The 25,087-nt window shown below is 63.1% G+C and carries 23 protein-coding genes; all 23 read left to right on the top strand.

The window, feature by feature from the left end:
• Positions 1-11: 11 nt before the first annotated feature.
• The 23 genes from dapF to Q7U49_RS09085 all read left to right on the top strand — a co-directional run bounded on the left by dapF (position 12) and on the right by Q7U49_RS09085 (position 25,081).
• Positions 12-899 (top strand): diaminopimelate epimerase, encoded by an 888-nt coding sequence (gene dapF, locus Q7U49_RS09195; protein ID WP_304763938.1) that lies wholly within the window; start codon positions 12-14, stop codon positions 897-899.
• A gap of 2 nt (positions 900-901) precedes the next feature.
• Positions 902-1,603: a DUF484 family protein gene (locus Q7U49_RS09190; RefSeq protein WP_304763936.1), complete on the top strand. Its 702-nt coding sequence runs from the start codon at positions 902-904 to the stop codon at positions 1,601-1,603.
• A 32-nt stretch (positions 1,604-1,635) separates the two neighbouring features.
• Positions 1,636-2,622 (top strand): tyrosine recombinase XerC, encoded by a 987-nt coding sequence (locus tag Q7U49_RS09185; RefSeq protein ID WP_304763935.1) that lies wholly within the window; start codon positions 1,636-1,638, stop codon positions 2,620-2,622.
• Between the two features lie 33 nt (positions 2,623-2,655).
• A complete protein-coding gene (locus Q7U49_RS09180; RefSeq protein ID WP_304763934.1) occupies positions 2,656-2,967 on the top strand; it encodes a hypothetical protein in 312 nt (103 codons plus the stop codon).
• A complete protein-coding gene (locus Q7U49_RS09175) occupies positions 2,964-4,145 on the top strand; it encodes a class I SAM-dependent rRNA methyltransferase (protein ID WP_304763932.1) in 1,182 nt (393 codons plus the stop codon). The genes Q7U49_RS09180 and Q7U49_RS09175 overlap by 4 nt, the downstream gene beginning before the upstream one ends.
• Positions 4,146-4,193: 48 nt before the next feature.
• Complete coding sequence (locus tag Q7U49_RS09170) at positions 4,194-5,243, top strand: GTP-binding protein (protein ID WP_304763931.1); 1,050 nt, start codon at positions 4,194-4,196, stop codon at positions 5,241-5,243.
• Positions 5,244-5,417: 174 nt separating this feature from the next.
• A complete protein-coding gene (gene dksA / locus Q7U49_RS09165) occupies positions 5,418-6,395 on the top strand; it encodes an RNA polymerase-binding protein DksA (RefSeq protein ID WP_304763929.1) in 978 nt (325 codons plus the stop codon).
• A 36-nt stretch (positions 6,396-6,431) separates the two neighbouring features.
• Positions 6,432-8,132 (top strand): STAS domain-containing protein, encoded by a 1,701-nt coding sequence (locus tag Q7U49_RS09160; protein WP_304763928.1) that lies wholly within the window; start codon positions 6,432-6,434, stop codon positions 8,130-8,132.
• Positions 8,133-8,155: 23 nt separating this feature from the next.
• A complete protein-coding gene (gene hslV / locus Q7U49_RS09155; protein ID WP_304763927.1) occupies positions 8,156-8,701 on the top strand; it encodes an ATP-dependent protease subunit HslV in 546 nt (181 codons plus the stop codon).
• A 62-nt stretch (positions 8,702-8,763) separates the two neighbouring features.
• Entirely contained in the window at positions 8,764-10,095 is a 1,332-nt protein-coding gene (gene hslU / locus Q7U49_RS09150) for an ATP-dependent protease ATPase subunit HslU (RefSeq protein ID WP_304763925.1), read from the top strand.
• A 351-nt stretch (positions 10,096-10,446) separates the two neighbouring features.
• Complete coding sequence (gene mraZ, locus Q7U49_RS09145; RefSeq protein WP_304763923.1) at positions 10,447-10,875, top strand: division/cell wall cluster transcriptional repressor MraZ; 429 nt, start codon at positions 10,447-10,449, stop codon at positions 10,873-10,875.
• Between the two features lie 9 nt (positions 10,876-10,884).
• Positions 10,885-11,859, top strand: a complete 975-nt coding sequence (rsmH, locus tag Q7U49_RS09140) for a 16S rRNA (cytosine(1402)-N(4))-methyltransferase RsmH (RefSeq protein WP_304763922.1) — start codon at positions 10,885-10,887, stop codon at positions 11,857-11,859.
• Positions 11,856-12,155: a cell division protein FtsL gene (gene ftsL / locus Q7U49_RS09135; RefSeq protein WP_304763921.1), complete on the top strand. Its 300-nt coding sequence runs from the start codon at positions 11,856-11,858 to the stop codon at positions 12,153-12,155. Before rsmH ends, ftsL begins: the two co-directional genes overlap by 4 nt.
• Positions 12,152-13,885 carry a penicillin-binding protein 2 gene (locus tag Q7U49_RS09130; protein ID WP_304763920.1) on the top strand — a complete coding sequence of 578 codons (1,734 nt, stop codon included), beginning with the start codon at positions 12,152-12,154 and terminating at the stop codon, positions 13,883-13,885. Before ftsL ends, Q7U49_RS09130 begins: the two co-directional genes overlap by 4 nt.
• Entirely contained in the window at positions 13,885-15,402 is a 1,518-nt protein-coding gene (locus Q7U49_RS09125) for a UDP-N-acetylmuramoyl-L-alanyl-D-glutamate--2,6-diaminopimelate ligase (protein WP_304763919.1), read from the top strand. The genes Q7U49_RS09130 and Q7U49_RS09125 overlap by 1 nt, the downstream gene beginning before the upstream one ends.
• Before the next feature lie 5 nt (positions 15,403-15,407).
• Complete coding sequence (murF, locus tag Q7U49_RS09120; protein ID WP_304763963.1) at positions 15,408-16,841, top strand: UDP-N-acetylmuramoyl-tripeptide--D-alanyl-D-alanine ligase; 1,434 nt, start codon at positions 15,408-15,410, stop codon at positions 16,839-16,841.
• Complete coding sequence (gene mraY, locus Q7U49_RS09115; RefSeq protein ID WP_304763917.1) at positions 16,835-18,013, top strand: phospho-N-acetylmuramoyl-pentapeptide-transferase; 1,179 nt, start codon at positions 16,835-16,837, stop codon at positions 18,011-18,013. The genes murF and mraY overlap by 7 nt, the downstream gene beginning before the upstream one ends.
• A gap of 2 nt (positions 18,014-18,015) precedes the next feature.
• Positions 18,016-19,563 carry a UDP-N-acetylmuramoyl-L-alanine--D-glutamate ligase gene (gene murD / locus Q7U49_RS09110; protein WP_304763916.1) on the top strand — a complete coding sequence of 516 codons (1,548 nt, stop codon included), beginning with the start codon at positions 18,016-18,018 and terminating at the stop codon, positions 19,561-19,563.
• A 26-nt stretch (positions 19,564-19,589) separates the two neighbouring features.
• Positions 19,590-20,825 carry a putative lipid II flippase FtsW gene (ftsW, locus tag Q7U49_RS09105; protein WP_304763962.1) on the top strand — a complete coding sequence of 412 codons (1,236 nt, stop codon included), beginning with the start codon at positions 19,590-19,592 and terminating at the stop codon, positions 20,823-20,825.
• Positions 20,822-21,907, top strand: coding sequence for an undecaprenyldiphospho-muramoylpentapeptide beta-N-acetylglucosaminyltransferase (murG, locus tag Q7U49_RS09100; protein ID WP_304763915.1), 1,086 nt, complete (start codon positions 20,822-20,824; stop codon positions 21,905-21,907). The genes ftsW and murG overlap by 4 nt, the downstream gene beginning before the upstream one ends.
• The gene (gene murC, locus Q7U49_RS09095; RefSeq protein ID WP_304763913.1) at positions 21,904-23,346 is read left to right on the top strand and encodes a UDP-N-acetylmuramate--L-alanine ligase; all 1,443 of its coding nucleotides are present in this window, start codon (positions 21,904-21,906) and stop codon (positions 23,344-23,346) included. The genes murG and murC overlap by 4 nt, the downstream gene beginning before the upstream one ends.
• Positions 23,343-24,290 carry a D-alanine--D-alanine ligase gene (locus tag Q7U49_RS09090; protein ID WP_304763911.1) on the top strand — a complete coding sequence of 316 codons (948 nt, stop codon included), beginning with the start codon at positions 23,343-23,345 and terminating at the stop codon, positions 24,288-24,290. The genes murC and Q7U49_RS09090 overlap by 4 nt, the downstream gene beginning before the upstream one ends.
• Complete coding sequence (locus tag Q7U49_RS09085; protein ID WP_304763910.1) at positions 24,287-25,081, top strand: cell division protein FtsQ/DivIB; 795 nt, start codon at positions 24,287-24,289, stop codon at positions 25,079-25,081. The genes Q7U49_RS09090 and Q7U49_RS09085 overlap by 4 nt, the downstream gene beginning before the upstream one ends.
• Positions 25,082-25,087: the final 6 nt, after the last annotated feature.

The raw sequence follows: 25,087 nt of genomic DNA, 5'->3' as shown, positions 1-25,087 counted from the left end.
ATAATGAACCCATGCGAATTCCCTTTACCAAAATGCAAGGTGCCGGCAACGACTTTGTGGTGCTTGACGAGACCCGGGCCCGCTTTGGCTTGGGCACGGCGCAGTACCGGTTTCTGGCGGACCGCCACTTTGGCGTGGGTGCCGACCAGATCCTGACGGTGCGCCCGTCCCCCGCGCCAGGCATTGATTTTGAGTACGTCATTCATAACGCCGATGGCGCCGAGGTCGAGCAGTGCGGCAACGGGGTGCGTTGTTTTGCGCGCTTTGTGCGCGATGCCGGTCTCACGCAAAAAGACGCGATCCGGGTGCAGACCCGGGGCGGGGTGATCGAGCCGGTGCTGAAAGCCGATGGCCGCGTCACGGTCAACATGGGGGCGCCGGTGTTTGAGACGGAGCGCATTCCGTTTACGCCCGGTCCTGTGCCGGCACAGCCCAGCGGTTCGTGGCAGCAATGGCCGCTGGCGCTGGCGGCACCGGGCCAGGACACGGTGGTGCTGGTGGCTGTGGTGTCGATGGGCAACCCGCACGCGGTGCAATTGGTGGACGATGTGGCTACGGCACCGGTCTTGCAGCAAGGCCCCTTGATCGAACACCACCCGTTTTTCCCAAACCGTGTCAACGCCGGCTTCATGCAGGTGCAGAGTCGCCAACAGATTCGCCTGCGGGTGTTTGAGCGCGGCGCCGGCGAGACGCTGGCTTGCGGCTCGGGTGCCTGTGCCGCTGTGGTGGCGGGCATCCGGCTCGGGCTGCTTGACCCGCAAGTGGATGTGCAAACCCATGGTGGTGTGCTCACCATTGCCTGGGCCGGTGGCAACGCACCGGTCATGATGACGGGCCCGGCCACCACGGTTTTCCGCGGTGACATTGACATTCCCAACGACCTTTCCAACGCGTCCTGACCATGCCTAATTCAACCCTGCCCAGCGCCATCAACAACCCGATCACCGAAGACGATATTGCCAATTACCTGGCCAATACGCCTGATTTTTTTGAACGCCACGCCGAGATGCTGGCGGCCGTGCAGCTGACCAGCCCGCACAGCCAGCGCGCCGTGAGCCTGCAGGAGCGTCAGGCCAACATGTTGCGCGACAAGATCAAGATGCTGGAGTTGCGCATCATGGACATGATCCGCAATGTCAATGAGAACATGGTGCTGTCTGACAAGCTGCTGCAGTGGGCGCGTACCTTGTTCTTGAACACCGACCCTGCCGCGTTGCCCGGGCTCATGACCGACGAGTTGGCCGACCAGTTTGCCGTGCCGCAGGTGGGCATCAAGGTCTGGGGCGTGGACGCCGCTTATGCCGACGCGCCTTTTGCCCAAGGGGTGAGCGAGGACGCCAAGGTTTTTGCGAGTTCGTTGACCGAGCCCTTCTGCGGTGTCAACACCGGTCTGGAGGTCATTCATTGGCTGCCGGACCCGAGAGCGGTGGCCTCGCTGGCCATTTTGCCGCTGCGCGCCGGCCCTATCGGCAGCACAGCGCCGGCGTTTGGCCTGCTGGTGCTGGCCTCGCCCGATGCCCAGCGCTTCAACAGCACCATGGGCACCGAATTTTTGGCCCGGGTCGCCGAACTGGCCAGCGCCGCACTGTCGCCGCTGCGCTAGCCCCATCACGGCTTCGTCATTGCGAGCGCAGCGTGGCAATCCATGAATCTGATGATGCGTTGGTGCAGCGCTACCTGGACCATGTGCGTTTTGAGAAGCGCCTGGCCGCGCGCACCGTGGCGCTCTACACGCTGGACCTCGAAAAACTGGCAACCCATGCGGCGCAGGTGGGTGTCCCCTTGACGGCGGTGGAGGCCAGTCATATCCGGCGTTGGGTGGCGCAAATGCACAGTGGCGGGCGCAGTGGCCGGGGCATCGCGCTGATCTTGTCAGGCTGGCGTGGTTTTTATATCTGGCTTGGGCGCAAAGGGCTGGTGGCTGCCAACCCGGTGCTGGATGTGCGCGCGCCCAAGGCCGCCAAACCCCTGCCCAAGGCCTTGAGCGTGGATGACGCCGTGCAACTGGCGAGCTTCCAGGCCGCGGACGCCGACCCCTGGTTGGAAGCGCGTGACGCGGCCATGGTCGAGCTGCTCTACGGCGGTGGCTTGCGCGTGGCGGAATTGACCGGGCTCGATGTCCAGGCCAGCGCTACGGCGCGCGGCTGGGTCGATTTGGTCGCCGCTGAAGCCCATGTGCTGGGCAAGGGCAGCAAGCGGCGCATTGTGCCGGTGGGTGCCAAGGCAGTGCAGGCACTCAGAGCCTGGCTGCTGGTGCGCGACCAGGCTTTGTCCGGCGTGCCGGCTGCGGCCGCAGCGGGTGCGTTGCCCCAGGCCGCGCTGTTCATGGGGCGCAACGGCACGCGGCTGACCGCGCAGTCGATCTGGCAGCGCGTGCGCCAGCGCAGCCTGCAGGCCGGACTGGCCGCACCCGTCCATCCGCACATGCTGCGGCACTCGTTTGCCAGCCATGTGCTGCAGTCGAGCAGCGACCTGCGCGGCGTACAGGAACTGCTGGGCCACGCCAACATCAGCACCACGCAAATTTACACCCGGCTCGATTTTCAGCACCTGGCCAAGGCCTATGATGCAGCCCATCCGCGTGCCCACCTGAAAACGGGTGGCTCAGGTGGTTCAAAATAGCGGCTGGCGACAAATTTTCTCAAGAGGTGACTTATGCAAAAGCAGATCAATGTGGTGCTGGAAAAGGGCGTCGAGTTTTCCTTTCATGTACCCGACGGCGCGCCGCTGTCCCACGATGCCGCGCGGGCCTGGCTCGACCACCAGTTCCTCGCGCTCGACTGCGAGCCCCTGCGCGCCAGCGGCAAGGTGCTGACCGCTGACAAGGTGTTGGTGGTGACCCAGGCCGCCGGGCCTGCCTTGTTGGGCGACGCCAAGTGGTCGGCTGACTATGTCGCCGCGGTCAGTGCGGCGTTGGGCAAACCGATGATCCGCGTCGATGTGCCAGCCATGGCGATCACCTATTGAAAGTCGTTCGCCTGCGCGCTGGCAAAGAGCGCTCGCTGCTACGCCGTCATCCCTGGATCTTTGAGTCGGCCATTGCCAAGGGCGGGGGCGATGCCGGTGAAACCGTGCAGGTCGAGTCGGACCAGGGCCAGTTTTTGGGCTGGGCGGCTTTCAGCCCGGCCTCGAAAATCCGTGCCCGCGTCTGGAGCTTTGACGAGGCACAGCGCATTGACGCTTCGTTTTTTACCGCCGCCTGTGCCCGCGCCGTCCAGGCCAGAACCCGCTTTGACATTCCGAGCAATGCCATGCGGCTGGTGCACGGGGAGTCGGACGGTCTGCCGGGCCTGATTGTGGACCGCTATGGCGACACGCTGGTGGCGCAGTTCGCCTCCAGCGGCGTTGAACGCTGGAAAGATGCCATAGCGGATGCCTTGCTGGCCGCGACCGGCTTGCACAAGTTGTACGAGCGCAGTGACGCCAGCAGCCGTGCCCTGGAAGGCTTGCCCGAGGTCACCGGCTGGCTGCGCGGCCAGGGCGATGTGGAGTTGCTGCTGCAGGAACACGACTGGGAACTGGCGGTCAACATCGCTGATGGCCACAAAACCGGCTTTTACCTGGATCAGCGCGACAGCCGCAAGCGTTTCAGTGACTACGCGCGTCGTCTCAGATTCGAGCGCGTACTCAACTGTTATTGCTATACCGGCGGTTTCACAGTGGCGGCACTCACCGGCGGCGCGACCCACGTGACCTCGATTGATTCGTCCGGCCCGGCGCTGGAAAAAGCGGCCGCCAATGTGGCCCTGAACGGCTTTGATGCCGGCCGCGCCAGCTTCATGGATGCCGACGTCAACGCCTCTTTGCGTCAATTCATCGACCAAGGCCGCAGTTTTGACGCCATCGTGCTCGATCCACCCAAGTTTGCGCCCACCGTGGCCCATGCCGAGCGCGCCGCGCGGGCTTACAAGGACATCAACCGGCTGGCGTTCAAGTTGTTGGAGCCCGGCGGCGTGTTGTTCACCTACAGCTGCTCCGGCGGCATCAGCGCTGATTTGTTCCACAAGATTGTGGCGTCCGCAGGCTGCGACGCCGGGGTTGACGGCTACATCCATGAGCGCATGGGTGGCGCGCCCGACCATCCCATGACGGTCAATTTTCCCGAGGGCGAATACCTCAAGGGTTTGGTGGTGATGCGCAAGTGAGTTTTAAGCCCGGGTCGTTACACTCGCACCCTTTGCTCCTGCCCTGATATGAGCCTCATTCCTGCCACCATCCTGACCGGTTTTCTGGGTTCCGGCAAAACCACGCTGCTCAAACGCGTGCTCTCGGAGGCCCACGGCCAGAAGATCGCCATCATCGAAAACGAGTTTGGCGAAGAAAACATCGACAACGACATTCTGGTGACCGACTCCAAGGAGCAGATCATCCAGATGAGCAACGGCTGCATTTGCTGCACCATTCGCGAAGACCTGCGTGAAGCCCTGCAGCTGCTGGCGGCCAAAAAGCGCCAGGGACTGCTCGACTTTGACCGCGTGGTGATCGAGACCACCGGCCTGGCCGATCCTGGCCCGGTGGCGCAGACCTTTTTCATGGATGACGAGATTGCAGAGAGCTACCTGCTGGACTCCATCCTGACGCTGGTCGATGCCAAGCACGCCAACCAGCAGCTCGATGACCGCCAGGAAGCGCGCCGCCAGGTCGGCTTTGCCGACCAGATCTTCATCAGCAAGACCGATCTGGTCTCAAGTGAAGAAACGGCCGACCTGATGCACCGGCTCAAGCACATGAACCCGCGCGCGCCGCAGCAAGCGGTGCATTTTGGCGAGGTGCCCTTGAGTCAGGTATTTGATTTGCGCGGCTTCAACCTCAACAGCAAGCTCGACATCGACCCCGATTTCCTCAAGGAAGAAGATCACGCAGGGCACGACCATGCGCATGACCACGAACACGGCGAGCATTGCGATCATCCGTCGCACCAGCACGGCCACCATCACGCCCATGAAGACGATGTCAAAAGCTTTGTGTTCCGTTCGGAGCGCCCTTTTGATCCGGCCAAGCTGGAAGACTTTTTGGGCGCCATTGTCAATATCTACGGCCCGCGCATGCTGCGCTACAAGGGAGTGCTGTACATGCAGGGTACCGACCGCAAGGTGATTTTTCAGGGCGTGCACCAGTTGATGGGCAGTGACCTGGGCCCGGCCTGGGGTCCCGAGGAGACGCCGTGCAGCAAAATGGTCTTCATTGGCATTGACCTGCCCAAGGATATTTTTCTGCAGGGCATGGCGCAAAGCCTGGTGTAAGTTTGTGATGTAACCCGAAGTCAAGCACGCATGTTTGTCTCGCTTTTGCAAATGATGGGGTTTTTGCCGGCCAAGACGGTACACTCGCCCGCCAGTGAAAAATCCTTGCCTGAGCTTGTCAGCATGACAGACCAGACGCCCATCGTTCAGGATAATCCCGCCAGGAGGTCACCCGTGAAAGCGCAAACTGCCAAACCCCAAGCGACTGCCAAAAAAGCCGCCGCACTTGTTCAGCCTGCGAAAGTTGGCAAAGCTGTGCAAGCTGGCAAGCCTGCCAAGTCAGCAGCCTCCGTCAAGATGACGGCGCCCGCCAAGGTCCAGCCGGTCAAAGTGGCGGCAGTCAAACCTGCGGCAGTCAAGCCGGCCGTTGTCAAGGCAGCCAAGGCAAGCGTCAACCTGGTGGCCAAGCCTGTGAAACCCGCCCCCAAGAAAAAGCCCCAAGAAGTGACCACTCAAACTCCCGTATCCCCCAAAGTGACCGCACCAGCGGCTGTCAAACCTGTCGCCAAAGTCGCCGCGCCCACCACCCAGATGACACCCTCCGGCGTGCCGGTGCGTACCGGCCGGCCTTCTTCGCGCCTGGCGCAATTGACCGTGCCATCCATGGCCCAGGCCGTGGCCTCCACCGCCGCCAAGTCCAGCTTTACCCAGATGACCAGCGTCATGCCCATCGTGTCACCCCTGGCTTCATCGGTTAAAAAAGACAAGAAGCTGGCCAACAACTGGAAAACCAAGCCGGTCAGCGAACTGGTCGATGCCGAGATCCTGGCCATGTCGGACGACGAGTACATGAACGACACGCAGTTGGCGTACTTCAAGCTGAAACTGGTTCAACTCAAGAATGACATGCTCAGCAATGCCGGTGAAACCACCGAGCATCTGCGCGAAGACACGGTGGTGGTGCCTGACCCTGCCGACCGTGCCACCATCGAGGAAGAGCATGCCCTGGAATTGCGCACCCGTGACCGTGAGCGCAAATTGCTCAAGAAGATTGAGCAGTCGATCACCCGCATCGATGCCGGCGACTACGGCTACTGTGATGAAACCGGCGAGGCCATTGGTGTCGGGCGACTGCTGGCACGGCCCACTGCCACGCTGTCCCTGGAAGCGCAGCAGCGCCGCGAGCTCAAACAGAAAATGTTTGGTGACTGAGCATGTCTGAAGGTTCCCGGCGTCGGTTTGATTGATATGGCTACGCTACCCACCGGCTCACGATTACTGGCCAAGGTCGCCAAGTTTGTTCGCAATCCAAGCGTGCATTGGAGCGACCTGGACAAGATCGAGGCCGAAGGCGAATCCGGATCAGCATCAGACGCCGAACCCGAATCCGAGTTGGCGATCGAGCCGACCCTGGCACATAACCGCCAGACGCTCAAGGACATGATCGATCGCAAGCGCCATGAGGATGCGATTCGCAAGTGCGAGTTCGATGAGTTGCGCCAACTGCGGCGCCAGGCCTCGATTGCCAAGCCCGATGCGGGCGACAAACCCACCTCCTTTGGCGCGCCCACGAACCTCAGCGATCTGGATGAGCGGGCCATGACCCTGCGCAAAATTGACGAGATTGAAGCCCAGATGTCGCGCCAGTGGTGGAAGGGGCAAAAGCCGGGGCCCGTGACCGAGTCGGAGCCCACCCTGACCGGCGCGCAGGCCCCGGATGCCAGCGATGACAGCCTGTTTGCCTCGACTCAGGTCAAGCACAGCCGGATGGATTTTGACGATATTCCGACCTTGCTGGGGCAGGTGCCGACGCTGCAGACCGGGACCTCTTCTTTCGGCGCTGACCTGTTCCCGGACGCGGAAGTGCCGCCGCGCCCGGTGACCGACGCGCATGGCTTTGATGCAGCCAAATTGTTGGTCTCGGAGCTCAATGACAACCTGGCCGACCCGGATCTGGAAGAGGCCGCGGTGCGCTTTGCCAATGGCGACGACGCCGGTGCAGAGTCGGTATTGTTGACCGCCTTGCGGGCCCAACCCGCGCTCACGGTCGTGGTTCAGGCCCAGGCCGAAGCCCTGTTTGATCTGTACCGCAGTCTGGGGCAGCAAGCCAGTTTTGCCCGTGAAGCGGAAAACTTTGCACACCAGTTTGCCTGTCCGGCACCCGTCTGGACACCCTTGTTCAAAGCGCCTGAGCCCGCGCCATTGGCTGCGCCGCAGCCTTTGGTCTGGCGCAGCCCGGCGCTTCTTGATGCGTCGGCGCTGGCCTCTTTGCCCGACGTGCTGCCTGTGACGGATTGTTTGTCGCTGGATTGGTCGGACCTCAGGGAGATCACGGCCGCCGCGGCGCAGCGCCTGGCCGCCTTGTTTGCCGCCTGGAGCACCCAGCCGGGCTGCCTGGAATTTCAGGGTGAGCAGGTGTTGGTGCAATTGGTGCGCGCTGCCACGCCCCGAGGTGCCCGTCAGACCGCTGCGTACTGGTGGGCTCTGCGCATGGACCTGTTGCGTGTCCTGCAGTGGCAGGATGATTTTGAATTGGCGGCGTTTGAATTTTGCATGACGTTCGAGACGGCCCCCGGTGCCTGGTCACCCGCAAGCTGCGTGTTGCGCCAGCCCGGGGTCGACCTGTCCAGCGCAAGCACGCCCGCGGCGCCAGCTGCCCCGTCAGCGCCTGCGCAGGCTGTGGCTTTGGTGGGTGAGCTTTACGGTGACGTGGTCACTGGCTTGCCGGTGTTGGACAACGCCGGCAAGCCCAGGCAGACCCTGGTCATTTCATGTCAGCAGCTGATCCGGGTCGATTTTTCTGCCGCTGGCAGCCTGCTGAATTGGGTGGCCCGGGGTCAGGCGCTGGGGCATCAGATTGAATTCAGGGACGTGCCGTTTTTGGTCGCCGCCTTTTTCAATCTGATTGGCATCAACCAGCACGCCCAAGTGCTGACGCGAAGCCATTAGGCCTCGATCAACAAAGGAATTTCATGGAGCAATTTCACGGCACCACCATCATCAGTGTGCGCCGCAAGACCCCTGAGGGGGTGCAGGTCGCCATTGGCGGCGACGGCCAGGTGACGCTGGGCAACATTGTGGTCAAGGGCACGGCACGCAAGGTGCGCAAGCTCTACCACGGCAAGGTGTTGGCCGGTTTTGCCGGTGCCACGGCCGACGCCTTCACGCTGTTTGAGCGCTTTGAGGCCAAACTGGAAAAACACCAGGGTCATCTGGTGCGCGCCGCCATCGAGCTCACCAAGGACTGGCGCACCGACCGCGTGCTGCGTCGTCTGGAAGCCATGCTGGCGGTGGCCGACCTGGAGGCGTCGCTCATCATCACTGGCAACGGCGACGTGCTGGAGCCCGAGAACGGCATTGTCGCCATTGGGTCGGGCGGTGCCTATGCCCAGGCGGCGGCCATTGCCCTGCTCAACCACACCGACCTGTCGGCCACCGACATGGTCAAAAAATCGCTTGAAATTGCTGGTGAGATTTGCATCTATACCAACATGAACCACACGATTGAGTCACTTTAATTCATTGCGGGTCAGATCAAGAATTGCGCAGCAATTTTGCTCTGACCCCAACAGATCAAACAATGTCTAGTCTTACCCCCCAGCAAATCGTCGCCGAGCTCGACAAACACATCGTCGGCCAGCAGCAGGCCAAGCGTGCGGTGGCCATCGCCCTGCGCAACCGCTGGCGCCGCCAGCAGGTCGGCCCCGAGTTGCGCAGCGAGATCACGCCCAAGAACATCCTGATGATCGGTCCCACGGGTGTGGGCAAAACCGAAATTGCACGCCGCCTGGCACGGCTGGCCGATGCGCCCTTCATCAAGGTCGAGGCCACCAAGTTCACCGAGGTGGGCTATGTCGGCAAGGACGTCGACGCCATCATCCGTGACCTGGCCGACATTGCGGTCAAACAAACGCGCCAGGTTGCAACCAAACAGGTGCGCGAGCGCGCCGCCGACGCCGCCGAAGACCGGGTGCTCGACATCCTGATACCGATGCCGCGCCAGGAGTTTGGCGTGGTGGAAGGTGGCGAACCCGAGAGCGTGGCGCGTCAGACCTTCCGCAAGAAACTGCGCGAAGGTCAGCTCGATGACCGTGACATCGAGCTTGACGTGGCGCAAAACACGCCGCAGCTTGAAATCATGGGGCCGGCCGGCATGGAAGAGATGACCGAGCAATTGCGCGGCATGTTTGGCCAGCTCAACCAGAACAAGGTGCACAAGCGCAAGCTCAAGATTGCCGAAGCGCTCAAGCTGTTGACAGAAGAAGAAGCGGGCAAACTGGTCAATGAAGAAGAGATCAAGCTGCAGGCGTTGCAGATGCTGGAACAAAACGGCATTGTCTTCATTGATGAAATCGACAAGGTCACGTCGCGTTCAGAAGGCAGCGGTGCCGAGGTTTCGCGCCAGGGCGTGCAGCGCGACCTGCTGCCGCTGGTCGAAGGCACCACGGTGTCGACCAAGTACGGCATGGTCAAGACCGACCACATTTTGTTCATTGCCTCGGGTGCGTTTCATTTGAGCAAGCCCAGTGACCTGATTCCCGAGTTGCAGGGGCGCTTCCCGATCCGGGTCGAGTTGCAGTCCTTGTCGGTCGCCGATTTTGTCTCGATCCTGACGCAAACCACGGCCTCGCTGGTCAAGCAGTACCAGGCGCTGCTGGCGACCGAGCAGGTGACGGTGGAATTTTCCGAAGCCGGTATTCAACGCTTGGCGCAGATTGCCTTCGATGTCAATGAGCGCACCGAAAATATTGGCGCCCGCCGCCTGTCCACCGTGATGGAGCGCCTGCTCGACGAAGTCAGCTTCAACGCCGCCAATCTGACCGGCCAATCCATCCAGATCGATGCGGCTTATGTCGATGCACGCCTGGCCGAGCTCAGCCAAAACGAAGATTTGAGCAGGTATATTCTTTAAACCTGAAACCTTGCGGGCCAGACCAAGATTTGCGCAGCAAATTTGCTCTGTCCTCAACTGATTAGGATTCAGACCACTCGCAACGCGACGTGCTCTGACCCCAACCGATTAGAGTTTTCCTCACACATCACATTCACTTAGAACGCTAAGTGCTTCATTTAGAACGATATTTAACCTGAATCAAGGTTCTGAATCGCTTCTAAGTCTTTGATTTCATTGTAAAAATTTTTCGCAAAGAGGTTTGCACACGCAGTTTTTACTGCTACAGTGCAAAAAAGTGCAATTTAGTGGTGAATTGTGCTTTTACACCACCGTTTCCCCGTTCAATTTGAAAATCAAAGGCCAGCTATCGTGTTTCAAGGGGCTTCCTCATTAAGTCTTGACGCAAAGGGTCGGCTGTCTGTGCCGACCCGGCATCGTGACGTCTTGAACGCCCTGGCCGCGGGTCAGCTCACCATCACCAAACACCCGCACGGCTGCCTGATGATTTTCCCGCGTCCCGAATGGGAAAAGTTCAGTGCGCGCATTGCCGCCTTGCCCATGTCGGCGCAATGGTGGAAGCGTATTTTTCTTGGCAACGCCATGGACGTCGAGCTCGACAGCACCGGGCGTGTGCTGATTTCGCCCGAACTGCGCGCAGCGGCCGGCATCACCAAGGAATCGGTGTTGCTGGGCATGGGCAACTCTTTCGAGTTGTGGGACAAGGCCACCTATGACGCCCAGGAGGCGCAGGCCATGCAGGGTGACATGCCCGATGTCTTCAAGGACTTCTCTTTCTGAAGGCCCGTGGTGGAAACTGCATGGACCCATACCACCGTCTTATTGAGTGAAGCAGTCGACGCTTTGCTCGGGGTGGCCGACGCTGCACGTCAGACGGCCGAGCCGCAGTCTGCTGGCCAGGCGCCGGTCTTTGTCGATGCCACCTTTGGCCGCGGTGGTCACAGCCGCCTGATCCTGTCGCGTTTGCCGGCCAATGCCCGCCTGATTGCCTTTGACAAGGACCCGGACGCGCTGGCCGAGGCTGCCAGCATCACCGACCCCCGTTTTTCCATTCGCCACCAGGGCTTCAGCCATTTGGGCGAATTACCGCCTGCCAGTGTGGCCGGCGTGTTGCTCGACCTGGGTATCAGTTCACCCCAGGTGGACAACCCGGCGCGCGGTTTCAGTTTCAGGGGCGCAGGTCCGCTGGACATGCGCATGGACACCACGCGCGGGCAGAGCGTGGCCGAGTGGCTGGCGCATGCCGAGCTGGATGACATTCTGGAGGTAATTCGTGATTATGGTGAAGAACGGTTTGCTGGCGCCATTGCAAAGGCGATTGTTGCGCGCCGACAGGCACGGGGCCCCCTTTCAACCACCACTGAACTGGCCCAGCTCGTGGCTGACACGGTCAAAACCCGCGAGCCGGGCAAAGACCCTGCAACGCGCACATTTCAGGCTTTTCGGATTTTCATTAACGCCGAGCTTGAAGAGCTGCAACAGGCGCTAGCAGCCAGCCTCAAGGTGCTGCAACCGGGCGGACGGCTGGTGGTGATCAGTTTTCATTCGCTGGAAGACCGCATCGTCAAGCAGTTCCTGGCCAAGCATTCACGCGAGGTGTTTGACCGTCGGGCACCTTTTGCCGCTCCCCAGGTGATGCAATTCAAGGTGCTGGCACGGGTCAAGCCCGGCGCGGTCGAGGTGGCCGCCAACCCGCGTTCGCGCAGTGCCATCATGCGGGTGGCCGAGCGCATCGGGCCAGTCGCCTCGGAGTCGCGCCCATGATGCGGCTCAACCTGGTGTTGTTGCTGGGCGTGCTGCTCAGTGCCCTGTACCTGGTCAATGTCCAGTACGAGTCGCGCCGGGTCTACTCCGAGCTCGACCGGGCCAAGTCGCAAGCGCTGAAGCTGGCTGCAGAAAACGAACGGTTGCAGGTCGAGAAGCGGGCCCAGGCCACTTCGGCGCGGGTTGAAAGTCTGGCCAGCTCAAAGCTGCAAATGCGTGCGGCAACCCCGGCCGTCACGGCCTATGTCACCTACACCGAGCGCCCGGCCAGTACGGTCCCGGGAAGCCAGCCATGAGCCGCAGCATTGCCTACACCTCCAGCCCCTTGCTGGCCAGTCCCACGCCGGTGTGGCGCAGCAAGTTCATTGTGGCCGTGATTGCCTTGTCTTTTGCTGGCCTGGTGGGGCGGGCGGTGTACATCCAGGTCATTGAAAATGAGTTTTTCCAACGGCAGGGCGAGGTGCGCTTTGCCCGCACCCTGGCGCTGCCAGCCAGCCGTGGCCGCATTCTGGACCGCAACGGCATCGTGCTGGCTTCCAGCATTCCGGTCCCCAGCATCTGGGCGATTCCGGAAGACGTGCCACGTGATCCGGCAGGTCTGAAAAAGTTGGCCAAGCTGCTCGACCTACCGCTGGCAGAGCTGAACAAGAAACTGGAAGACGAAGACAAGACCTTTGTCTGGCTCAAGCGCCAGGTTGATGAGTCGGTCGGCAATGAAATCGCCGCCCTGGGCCTCAAGGGCGTTTACCAGCGCAAGGAATACAAACGTCAATACCCCGAGGGCGAAGCCGCCGCCCATGTGGTGGGTTTCACCAACGTGGAAGATCAGGGACAGGAAGGCATGGAGCTCACCTTCAACAAGGCGCTGGGTGGCCGCGATGGCTCGCGGCGTGTCATCAAGGACCGCATGGGCCGGGTGGTGGAAGACGTGCGCGAGCAGATTGCGCCGGTCGATGGCCGTGACCTGCAGCTCAGCATCGACAGCAAGGTGCAGTTTTTCGCCTATCAGACGCTCAAGGAGGCGGTGCTGGCGCACAAGGCCAAGGCCGGCAGTGTGGTGGTGCTGGATGTGCAAACCGGCGAGGTGCTGGCCTTGGCCAACTACCCCAGTTTTGTGCCCGACAAGCGCCGCAACCTGAGTGGCGCGCAGTTGCGCAACCGGGCCCTGACCGACACTTTCGAGCCGGGCTCGACCATGAAGCCGTTCATCATTGCCGCGGCGCTGAACCAGGGCATGGTGACGCCGGAATCAAAAATTCAGACCGCGCCCGGGCGCATGAGCATCGGCAGCGCCACCATCAGTGATACCCATCCCAATGGCCTCCTGAGCGTGACCGAGGTGATCCAGAAGTCGAGCAACGTGGGCACGGTCAAGATCGCCATGCAAATGGCGCCCCGCAAAATGTGGGAGATGTACAGCCAGGTCGGCTTTGGCCAGAAGCCGGAGCTGCCCTTTCCTGGGGCCGTGAGCGGTCGGCTGCGACCCTACAAGAGTTGGCGCCCGATCGAACAGGCCACCATGAGCTACGGTTACGGCGTCTCGGTCAGCCTGTTTCAGCTGGCCCACGCCTACACCATCTTTGGTCGCGACGGCGACCTGGTACCGGTGACCATGTTCAAGATGAACGCGCCTGCCGTGGGCGTGCCGGTGATTGAAGCCCGCCATGCCCGCGACGTGCGCCACATGCTGCATCTGGTGACCGGTCCGGGCGGCACGGCGCAAAAAGCGCAAGCCATGGGCTACTCGGTGGGCGGCAAAACCGGCACCGCGCACAAGGTGGAGGGCAAGGGTTATGCCGACAAAAAGTACCGCGGTGTTTTTGCTGGCCTGGCGCCCATCGATGCCCCCCGCATTGCCGTGGCAGTGATGATTGATGAGCCCAGCAATGGTCAGTACTACGGTGGTCTGACCGCCGCCCCGGTGTTCAGCCAGACGGTGCAGCAAACCCTGCGCGTGTTGGGCATTGCGCCCGACCAGTCGGTGGTGCCGCAGGTGATCACCGACGCCGTGGAAGAAAGTTTCTGATGCTGCAGCAGCTGCTCAACCCCCAAGACGCTGCGGCCTGGTTGCGTGCGCGCGTCACCGGTGTCTTGCGCACCGACGGCCGCCAGGTCCAGCCCGGCGACGCTTTTCTGGCCTGGCCGGGTGCCGCCTTCGACGCCCGCGCCCAGGTGGCTGCGGCGCTGGCGGCGGGCGCCGCAGCCTGTCTGGTGGAGCAGGACGGCGCGCAGACCTTTGCCTTCAGCGACGCGCGTGTGGCCACGTACCCAGGTCTGAAAGCGGCCAGCGGTCTGGTGGCGGATGTCTGGTTTGGCAGCCCCAGCCAGCGCCTGGCGGTGTTGGCAGTGACCGGCACCAACGGCAAGACTTCCAGCACCTGGTGGCTGGCGCAGGCCCTGTCGAACCTGGCATCGACTGCGCCCATTCCCTGTGCTGTGGTGGGTACCCTGGGTGTGGGTGTGCCGCCCGCTTTGGTGAGCACCGGTTTGACCACGCCGGACCCGGTCGCGCTGCAGGCAGCATTTGCCACATTTGTCCAGCAAGGTCTGCAAGCCTGTGCCATCGAGGCCTCGTCCATCGGCATTGAGGAGCAGCGGCTGGCGGGCACCCGGATTCACACCGCGGTGCTGACCAACGTGACGCAGGACCATCTGGACTACCACGGTGACATGGCCAGTTACTGGCAGGCGAAGGCCAGCCTGTTTGCCTGGCCCGCTTTGCGCGCGGCCGTGGTCAATGTCGACGACCCCTACGGTGCCGAACTGGCCGGGCGATTGTCGGCTGGCGCGCTTGACCTCTGGACCCTGTCCATTGCGCCCGCTGCGACCAATCGCGCCCGTTTGCAGGCGCACGACATCCGTTATGAAGCGCAGGGCGTGGCCTTCACTGTGGTCGAGGGGCCGCAGCGCCTGCCGCTGGCAACCCAGCTCATTGGCGCCTTTAACGTGAGCAATGTGCTGGGCGTGATCGCCGCCATGCGCACGCTGGGTGTCGCCCTGGCGGACGCGGTGCAAGCCTGTGCCCACCTGACGTCGGTGCCCGGGCGCATGGAATGTGTCGGTGCGCCCGGGCAGCTCCTGGTGGCGGTTGACTACGCCCACACCCCCGATGCGCTGGCCAAAGCGCTGGCGGCGCTGCGGCCCCAGGCGCAGGCGCGGGGCGGCAAGTTGTGGTGTGTGTTTGGTTGTGGTGGCAACCGCGATACAGCCAAGCGCCCCTTGATGGGGGCGGTGGCCGCGGCCCATGCTGACCGCGTGGTGGTGACCAGCGACAACCCGCGCGGTGAGGCCATGGACGCCATCATCAGCCAGATTTTGCTGGGTTTGACCGGGGTGGCCGGCGTGCAGGTGGAGCCGGATCGCGCGCGCGCCATTGCCCAGACGCTGGCGCAGGCCAGTCCCCTGGATGTGGTCTTGCTGGCTGGCAAGGGTCATGAAAATTACCAGGAAATTGCCGGCGAGCGTCTGCCTTTTTCTGACATTGAACACGTCAAGCAGGTCCTGGCCCGCCCGGTGATGCGCCAGCAGGAGCAAGGCCGATGAGCGCCATGATGACAATGCAGCAAGTGGCCGCCTGGCTGGCCCCCGCACCATGGCAGACCGACGGGCTGGACCCTGCCCAGGTGGTCATCCAGCGCGTGCACACCGACACGCGCACGCTGGCCCCTGGCGACCTGTTTGTGGCCTTGCACGGCGAGCGCTTTGACGGCAATGACTTTTTGCAGGAGGCGCGCGCCAAGGGCGCAGTGGCCGCGATCTGCCAGGGCGCGAGCGCGCTGGAGAAGCTGCGCCTGGCCGATTTGCCGGGTGTGGTGGTGCCCGATGCCCGGCTGGCGCTGGCGCAACTGGCCACGCACTGGCGCAAGCAGTTCAGCCTGCCGCTGATCGCCGTGACTGGGTCGAACGGCAAAACCACGGTGACGCAGATGATCGCCAGCATCCTGCGCGCCCAGGCTCCCGAGGCCTGTCTGTCGACCCAGGGCAACCTGAACAACGACATCGGTGTGCCGCTGACCGTGCTGGGCTTGCGCACCCACCATCGCCTGGCCGTGGTTGAGCTCGGCATGAACCACCCCGGTGAAATTGCCGCCCTGGCTGCCATCGCCCAGCCCACGGTGGCGCTGGTCAACAACGCCCAGCGGGAGCATCTGGAGTTCATGCAGACGGTGGAAGCCGTGGCGCAGGAAAACGGCGCGGTGATTGACGCGCTGCCGCCCGATGGGTTCGCGGTGTTCCCAGCCGATGACGCCTACAGCGCGTTATGGGCGGACAAGGCGGGATCGCGCGCTTGTTTGTGTTTTGGCCAGTTAGAGTCGACCGAAGTCGACCCCACAAAATGCGTGCACGCCACGCAAGCGGTCTGGTCGGGCGCGGCCTGGCAGGTCAGCGTCATGACACCGCGCGGCGCGCTGCATTACGCGCTGCACATTGCCGGCGCGCACAACGTCAAGAATTCCCTCGCGGCGGTGGCGTGCGCGCTGGCCGCTGGCGTGCCGCTGGTGGCGATTTCCGCCGGGCTGGAAGCCTTCGAGCCGGTCAAGGGCCGCTCACGGGCGCTGCTGGTACGCCACAGCGGCCGGGCCGTCACGCTGGTGGACGACAGCTACAACGCCAATCCGGACTCGGTGCGCGCCGCCATCGAGGTGCTGGCGGCACTGCCCGGACCCCGCCTGCTGGTGCTGGGCGACATGGGTGAGGTGGGTGACCAGGGACCACAGTTCCATGCCGAAGCCTTGCAATTGGCGCTGGCCATGCAGATCGAAAAAATCATCGTGACCGGCAACGCGTCTGCGCAAGCCGCCAAACCCTTCGCCGCCATCGATGTGCATGCCGACATGGACGCTGTGCAGGCGGCCGTGCTGGCGGCGCTGCCCACGGTGGCCAGCGTGCTGGTCAAGGGCTCGCGCTTCATGAAGATGGAACGGGTGGTCGAGGCCATCGTGCAGGCCGCAACACAGGACAAGGAGACCGCCCCATGCTGATCTGGCTCGCCCAATGGTTGCAAAGTCTGTCGCCTGATCTGGGTTTTTTACGGGTCTTTCAGTACCAAACCTTTCGCGCCGTGATGGCGGCGCTGACCGCGCTGCTGATGGGCCTGGCCGCCGGCCCCTGGGTGATCCGGCGCCTGACCGCACTCAAGATCGGCCAGCCGATTCGTGGCTACGGCATGGAAACGCACCACGTCAAAAGCGGCACGCCCACCATGGGCGGCGTGTTGATCCTGCTGTGCATCGCGATCTCGACGCTGCTCTGGTTTGACTGGAGCAACCGCTTTGTCTGGATTGTGCTGCTGGTCACGCTGGGCTTTGGCGCCATTGGCTGGTCGGACGACTGGCGCAAGGTGGTCAACAAGGACCCCGAGGGCATGCCCTCGCGAGAGAAATACCTGTGGCAGTCGCTGATCGGCCTGCTGGCGGCGCTGTACCTGGTGTTCAGCATTTCCGAGAACACCAACTACCGTGTGCTGGAATTGTTCTTTACCTGGGTGCAGTCCGGCTTTGACTTGAGCCTGCCGCCCAAGGCCGGCCTCATGGTGCCGTTTTTCAAGGAAATCAGCTACCCGCTGGGGGTGCTGGGCTTTGTCGTTCTGTCTTATCTGGTGATCGTGGGGTCCAGCAACGCGGTGAACCTGACCGACGGCCTGGACGGCCTGGCGATCATGCCGGTGGTGATGGTGGGCGCTTGCCTGGGGGTGTTTGCCTATGTCACGGGCAACTCGGTGTTTGCCCGTTACCTGTTTTTGCCGCACATTGCCGGCGCCGGTGAATTGATGATTTTTTGCGCCGCCATGGCTGGCGCGGGGCTGGCGTTTTTGTGGTTCAACACGCACCCGGCGCAGGTCTTCATGGGCGACGTGGGCGCGCTGGCGCTGGGCGCCGCCTTGGGCACCATTGCCGTGATCGTGCGTCAGGAAATCGTGCTTGCCATCATGGGCGGCATTTTCGTGGTCGAGGCGCTGTCGGTGATGCTGCAGGTGAGCTGGTTCAAGTACACCAAGAAGCGTTTCGGCCAGGGCCGGCGCCTGTTGAAGATGGCCCCGTTGCACCACCATTTCGAGAAAAACGGCTGGAAGGAAACCCAGGTCGTGGTGCGTTTCTGGATCATCACCATGCTGCTGTGCCTGGTGGGTTTAAGCACACTGAAGCTGCGCTAAAGATGAACACGCTGCAATCCCACCCTGTGCTGATCCTGGGCCTCGGCGCGTCCGGCCTGGCCATGGCACGCTGGTGCGCGCGCCGTGGCGCTCAGGTCACGGTGGCCGACACGCGCACCGCACCGCCGCAGTTGGCAGCCTTGCAGCGCGACGTGCCGACTGCGCGTTTTGCGACCGGGCCGCTGGATGCCGAGCTGTTGCAGGGCGGCATCACGGCGGTGTTCAAGAGCCCCGGCCTGAGCCCGGCGGACATTGCACCTGTGTCAGCGGCCGCCCAGGCCCTGGCGATTCCGCTGGCTGGCGAGCTGAGCTTGTTCGCGCAAGCGCTGGCCGAGCTCGCGATCGACCGCGACTATGCGCCCAAGGTACTGGCCATTACCGGCACCAATGGCAAGACCACGGTGACCTCGCTCACCGGTCAATTGGTCGAGCGCGCCGGCAAAAGCGTGGCGGTAGCGGGCAACATCGGCCCGACCCTGCTCGACACGCTGATGGTGCGCTTGGATGCCGATGACCTGCCCGAGGTCTGGGTGCTGGAGTTGTCAAGCTTCCAATTGGAAGGTGAGCGCAGTTTTGAGCCCACCGCCGGTGCCGTGCTCAACATCAGTCAGGACCACCTCGACTGGCACGGCTCGATGGCCGCCTATGTGCAGGCCAAGGCCGCCGTTTTTGGCCAGCAGGGCCTGATGGTGCTGAACCGTGAAGACCCGGTGGTGATGGGCCTGTTGGCGGCCGAGCCGCAAGCGCCAGCGGGCACGAAGGCACCCGCGGCCCGCGCCAAATTCAAAAAACCAGCGCCACGCGAGGTCGTCACTTTTGGCGGCGACATGCCGCAGCGTCCTGGCGACTTTGGCATCGAGATCGTCAATGGCATGGCCTGGTTGGTGCGCGCGCTCGAAGCGGACGAAACCATCAAGCCGCGCAAGGGCGAAGCGCCCGAGCTGTTCTTCCAGCGCCTGATGCCCGCCGATGCGCTGCGCATTCGCGGTCGCCACAACGCCATCAACGCCTTGTCTGCCCTGGCTTTGGCCTGTGCTGCCGGCTGCGCGTTGGGCCCCATGCTCTTCGGCCTGCGCGAGTACGCCGGTGAGCCGCACCGGGTACAGCCCGTGGGCATCGTCAACGGCATCGAGTTTTTTGACGACAGCAAAGGCACCAACGTCGGGGCCACGGTGGCGGCGTTGCAGGGCTTGGGCGCGGAACGCCGCCTGGTGGTGATTCTGGGCGGCGAGGGCAAGGGCCAGGACTTCAGCCCGCTGACCGGACCGGTGCAGCGCAGCTGCCGGGCTGTGGTGCTGATCGGGCGTGATGCGCCCTTGATTCGCGCGGCCTTGGCGCAGGCCCAGGTGCCGATGTTTGACGCGGCCTCGATGCAGGACGCCGTGTACCAGGCCAATGCCCAAGCCCGACCTGGCGATGCGGTGCTGATGTCGCCAGCCTGCGCCAGCTTCGACATGTTTGACAACTACGAGCACCGCGCACGCATGTTCGTGCAGGCCGTGCAAGCGCTGGCGTTGGACGCCGGCGTGATGCTGGAGGGCAGCCTGTGAGCGCGCTTGCCGTCCGTTTTCAAGGTCTGATCGGCTGGCTGAAGGGCGTCCGGGCCCCGGCCAGCGATGTGCTGCCGGTACGTCTGGGCGGCTCACGCCTGTGGTCCACGGCCAGCCGGCCGTCGCAAGCCCAGGGATTCGATGAGCCGTTGGTCTGGGTCACGGTGGCGCTGCTGTTGTGGGGGCTGGTGATGGTCTATTCGGCCTCGATCGCGATGCCGGAAAACCCGCGCTTTGCCCGCTACACCCACACCTATTTTCTGGTGCGCCATGCGATGTGGCTGGTGATCGCCTTTGCGGTGGCGCTGCTGGCGTACCAGGTGCCGGTGTCGAGTTGGGAAAAGTTTGCCCGGCCGCTGTTCTTGTTCTCGCTGGTGTTGTTGGCGCTGGTGCTGATCCCGCATGTCGGCAAGGTGGTGTATGGCGCGCGGCGCTGGATCAGCCTGGGGCCGCTGAGCTTTCAGCCGTCCGAGCTGGCCAAGTTCACCGTGCTGCTGTATGCCGCTGACTACATGGTGCGCAAGATGGATGTGAAAGAGCGCTTCTTCCGCGCCGTGCTGCCCATGGGCGCTGCCGTCGCGGTGGTCGGCGTGCTGTTGCTGGCCGAACCCGACATGGGCGCCTTCATGGTGATTGCCGTGATTGCCATGGGCATTTTGTTTTTGGGCGGTGTCAACGCCCGCATGTTCTTTTTGATTGCCGCGGTGCTGGTGGTGGCTTTCGGTTTGATGATCATGGCCAGCGAATGGCGGCGCGAACGCATTTTTGCCTACCTTGACCCCTGGAGCGAGGAAAACGCGCTGGCCAAGGGTTACCAGCTCACGCATGCCCTGATCGCCATTGGCCGCGGTGAGATCTTCGGCGTGGGCTTGGGCGGCAGCGTGGAAAAGCTCAACTGGCTGCCCGAGGCGCACACCGACTTTTTGCTGGCGGTGATCGGTGAAGAGTTCGGCTTGATCGGTGTGGTCACCGTGATCTGCCTGTTCTTCTGGCTGGTGCGCCGCATGATGTACATCGGCCGCCAGGCCATTGCGCTGGACCGTGTGTTTGCCGGCCTGGTGGCGCAGGGTGTGGCCATCTGGATGGGCTTTCAGGCCTTCATCAACATGGGCGTGAACCTGGGTGCCTTGCCGACCAAGGGCCTGACGCTGCCGCTCATGAGCTACGGCGGCTCGGCCATCCTGATCAACCTGGCCGCCATTGCCGTGGTGCTGCGCATTGATCAAGAGAACCGCACGCTGATGCAAGGAGGCCGGGTATGAACGCCAAAAGCAAGTGCGCGATGATCATGGCGGGCGGCACCGGTGGCCACATCTTTCCGGGTTTGGCCGTGGCGCAGGTCTTGCGTGACAAAGGCTGGCAAGTCCATTGGTTCGGTGGCGCAGGCAGTCCCGGTCAGCCCAGCATGGAAAGCCAATTGGTGCCAGCGCAGGGTTTCGCCTTTGAGTCCATCGACTTTGGCGGCGTGCGCGGCAAGGGGCTGGTGACGGTGGCACTGCTGCCCCTGCGCCTGCTCAAGGCCTTCTGGCAGAGCCTCCAGGTGCTGCGCCGCGTCAAGCCCGACGTGGTGCTGGGGCTCGGTGGTTACATCACGTTTCCGGGCGGCATGATGAGCGTGCTGCTGGGCAAGCCACTGTTGCTGCACGAGCAAAACTCGGTGGCGGGGCTGGCCAACAAGGTGCTTGCCGGCGTCGCCGACCGGGTGTTCACCGCCTTTCCCGAGGTGCTCAAGCGGGCCCGCTGGGTCGGTAATCCCTTGCGCGCGGCGTTCTTGAACCAGCCCGATCCGGCGCAGCGTTTTGCCGGCCGCACTGGGCCCTTGAAATTGCTGGTGGTGGGCGGCAGCCTGGGCGCCAAAGCCTTGAACGAGATCGTGCCGCAGGCGCTGGCCTTGTTGCCCGAGGCCAGTCGCCCTGAGGTGATCCACCAGAGCGGCGCGAAACAGATCGAGGCGCTGCGCGCCAACTATGCCGGCGCGGGCGTGCAGGCGCAGCTGACACCTTTCATCGACGACACCGCGCAGGCCTTTGCTGACGCCGACCTGGTGATCTGCCGTGCCGGCGCCAGCACCGTGACCGAAATCGCCGCCGTCGGTGCGGCCGCACTGTTCGTACCTTTCCCCTCGGCCGTCGATGACCATCAGACCAGCAACGCCCGTTTCCTGGTGGACCAGGGCGCGGGCTGGCTGGTGCCCCAGGGTCAGCTGACGCCAGCGTCGCTGGCCGTTCAGCTGCAAAACCTTGAACGCGCCAGCCTGCTGCAAAAGGCGCAGGCGGCCAAACAAATGCAACAACTGGAAGCCACCCAAACCATCGTGGCGGCCTGTGAGGAACTCTGTCAATGAAACACGCCATCCAACACATTCACTTTGTCGGCATCGGTGGTGTCGGCATGTCCGGCATTGCCGAGGTGCTGTTCAACCTGGGCTACACCATTTCGGGCTCGGACCAGTCGGACAGCGTGACGTTGCAACGGCTCAAGGCGCTGGGCATCACCACCCATATCGGTCATGCCGCCGGCAATGTCAGTGGTGCCGACGCCGTGGTCATTTCCACTGCGGTACAGGCTGACAACGCCGAAGTGATCGCGGCGCGCGCGATGCATGTTCCGGTGGTACCGCGCGCCCTCATGCTGGCTGAACTGATGCGCCTGAAAAAAGGCATTGCGATTGCCGGTACGCACGGCAAAACCACCACCACCAGCCTGGTGGCCAGCATCCTCGCCGAGGCGGGTCTGGACCCGACCTTTGTCATTGGCGGTCGCCTGAACAGTGCGGGTGCCAATGCGCGGCTCGGCCAGGGTGACTACATCGTGGTGGAGGCCGACGAGTCGGATGCCTCGTTCCTGAACTTGTTGCCGGTGATGGCGGTGGTGACCAACATCGACGCCGACCACATGGAAACCTATGGCCATGATTTCGAGAACCTGAAAAAAGCATTCGTCGACTTTTTGCACCGCATGCCTTTTTATGGCACGGCCATCCTGTGCACCGACGACGCCGCCGTGCGGTCCATCGTGCCGCAAGTCACCTGCCCGGTCACGAGTTACGGCTTTGACGAAGGCGCCGAGGTGCGCGCCGTGAACGTGCGTGCGGTGGACGGCCAGATGCACTTCACGGTGAGGCGGCGCAATGGCCTGGTGCTGCCCGACCTGGAGGTGGTGCTGAACTTGCCCGGTCGCCACAACGTGCTCAATGCCCTGTCGGCGATTGCCGTGGCTGTGGAGCTGGGCATTGACGATGCGGCGGTGGTGCGCGCCCTGGCCAGCTTCAAGGGCGTGGGCCGGCGCTTTCAGGCTTATGGTGACCATCCGGTGAGCGCAGCCCACGGCGGTGGCCGCTTCACTTTGGTCGACGATTACGGACACCACCCGGTGGAAATGGCGGCCACGCTGGACGCTGCCCGCGGTGCCTTCCCGGGGCGGCGCTTGCTGCTGGCCTTTCAGCCGCACCGCTACACCCGCACCCGTGACTGTTTTGACGACTTCGTCAAGGTCATTGGCCGCGCTGACGCGGTGCTGCTGACCGAGGTGTATGCCGCTGGCGAGACGCCGATCGTGGCGGCTGACGGCCGCAGTCTGGCGCGTGCCCTGCGCGTGGCCGGACACATCGAACCTGTATTCGTGGCCGACGTTGTCGAACTGCCGCAAGCCATTGCGGACGCGGTGCGCGACGGTGATGTGGTCTTGTGCATGGGCGCGGGCTCCATTGGTGCCGTGCCGGCCAAGGTGGCCAGCTTGTTGAAGAACCAGGCCTTCGTTGCCCCTGAAGGACAGACGCTATGAGTGCATTTGATTTGACAACCGAGAAAGTGGCGGTGCTCATGGGCGGGGCCTCGGCCGAGCGCGAGGTCTCGCTGATGTCGGGCGCTGGCGTGTTGCAGGCGCTGCAAAGCCTGGGTGTGCAGGCACAGGCCTTCGATCCGGCCGAGCGCGAGCTGGGCGAGCTGAAGAAAGAAGGCTTCACACGCTGCTTCATTGCCTTGCACGGTCGCTTTGGCGAGGACGGCACGGTGCAGGGCGCACTGGAACTGCTGGGCATTCCCTACACCGGTCCGGGTGTGATGGCCTCCAGCATTGCCATCAACAAGCTCATGACCAAGCACATCTGGCGCGCCGATGGCCTGCCCACCCCGGCCTGGAAAACCGTTGACAGCGCCCAGGCCACCCGCGAAGCGTTCCAGGCGCTGGGTAGCCCCATGATCGTCAAGCCCGCGCGCGAAGGCTCATCGCTGGGACTCACCAAAGTCACGGCACTTGACCAGTGCGAGGCCGCTTTTGCGCAGGCGGCGGGCATGCATGACGTGGTGTTGTGCGAGCAGTTCATTGCCGGGGACGAGGTGACCGTGGCGGTGTTGGGCAGCGGCGCACAGGCGCGCGCCCTGCCGGTGATCCGCATCGTGGCGCCCGAGGGCAACTACGACTACCAGAACAAGTACTTCACCGACACCACCCAGTACCTGGTGCCCTGCGGCCTGCCTGACGACGAGGAGTCGGTCATTCAGCAACTGGTCTTGAAAGCCTATAAAAGCCTGGGCTGCCGGGGCTGGGCCCGTGCCGACGTGATGATCGACGCCGTGACGCGTCAGCCTTATTTGTTGGAAATCAACACCTCGCCGGGCATGACCAGCCATTCGCTGGTGCCGATGGCCGCCAAGGCGGCCGGCATCGCTTACCCCGAGCTCTGCCTGCTGCTGCTGCAATCGGCCTCGCGCGACTACGCCCTATGACCAACGCCGCGCCCCTGCCGCTCGACATCCGGCTCATGAACGGGCTGGCCAGCGCCCTGTTCGGCGTGCTGGCGCTCATGCTGCTGGGCGCTGCCCTGGCCTACGTGCTGCAGTTGCCCCGCTTTGCCATCCGGGGCGTCACGGTGGTCGGCGATGTGTCGCACTACAACGCGATTTCGCTGCGCGCCAACGTGATGCCACGCCTGAAAGGCACTTTCTTCACGCTCGACCTGCAAGCCACGCGCCAGGTGTTCGAGACCATGCCCTGGGTGCGGCAGGCGGTGGTACGGCGTGATTTTCCGAACCGGCTCAAGGTGCAGTTGCAGGAGCATGCGCCGGTGGCTTATTGGGGTGTGGAAGGTGACTCGCGCCTGGTTAACAGTTTTGGTGAAGTGTTCGAAGTCAATTTGGGGGAGCTGGAGCAGGACCAGTTGCCACGCCTGAATGGCCCCGAGGGCCAAAGCGCCCGGGTGCTGGCCACCTACCAGACGCTGCAGCCGATGCTGGCTCCGATGGAGCTGACGCTGGAGCAGTTGGAGCTGACAGCGCGCGGCGGCTGGCGCGCGCAGCTGGAGTCGGGCACCACGCTGGAGCTGGGCAGCGGCAGCACCGAGGAACTGTTGGCGCGGCTGGAGCGATTTTTGAAGACCGTGACCCAGGCGACAGCGCGCTACAACCGCGGTGTCGATCAACTCGCTTCGGTCGACTTGCGCCATACCGATGGTTATGCCATCCGGTTGAACGGGGTGAGCACGGTTGAGGCGGCGGACATGAAAAAAGTAATCAAGTGAACAGGT

It is taken from the genome of Rhodoferax sp., from assembly GCF_030653815.1.
Classification (GTDB): Bacteria; Pseudomonadota; Gammaproteobacteria; order Burkholderiales; family Burkholderiaceae_C; genus Rhodoferax.
Note: the sequence above shows the minus strand (reverse complement) of the source record. Positions and strands in the feature narration are given on the sequence as shown.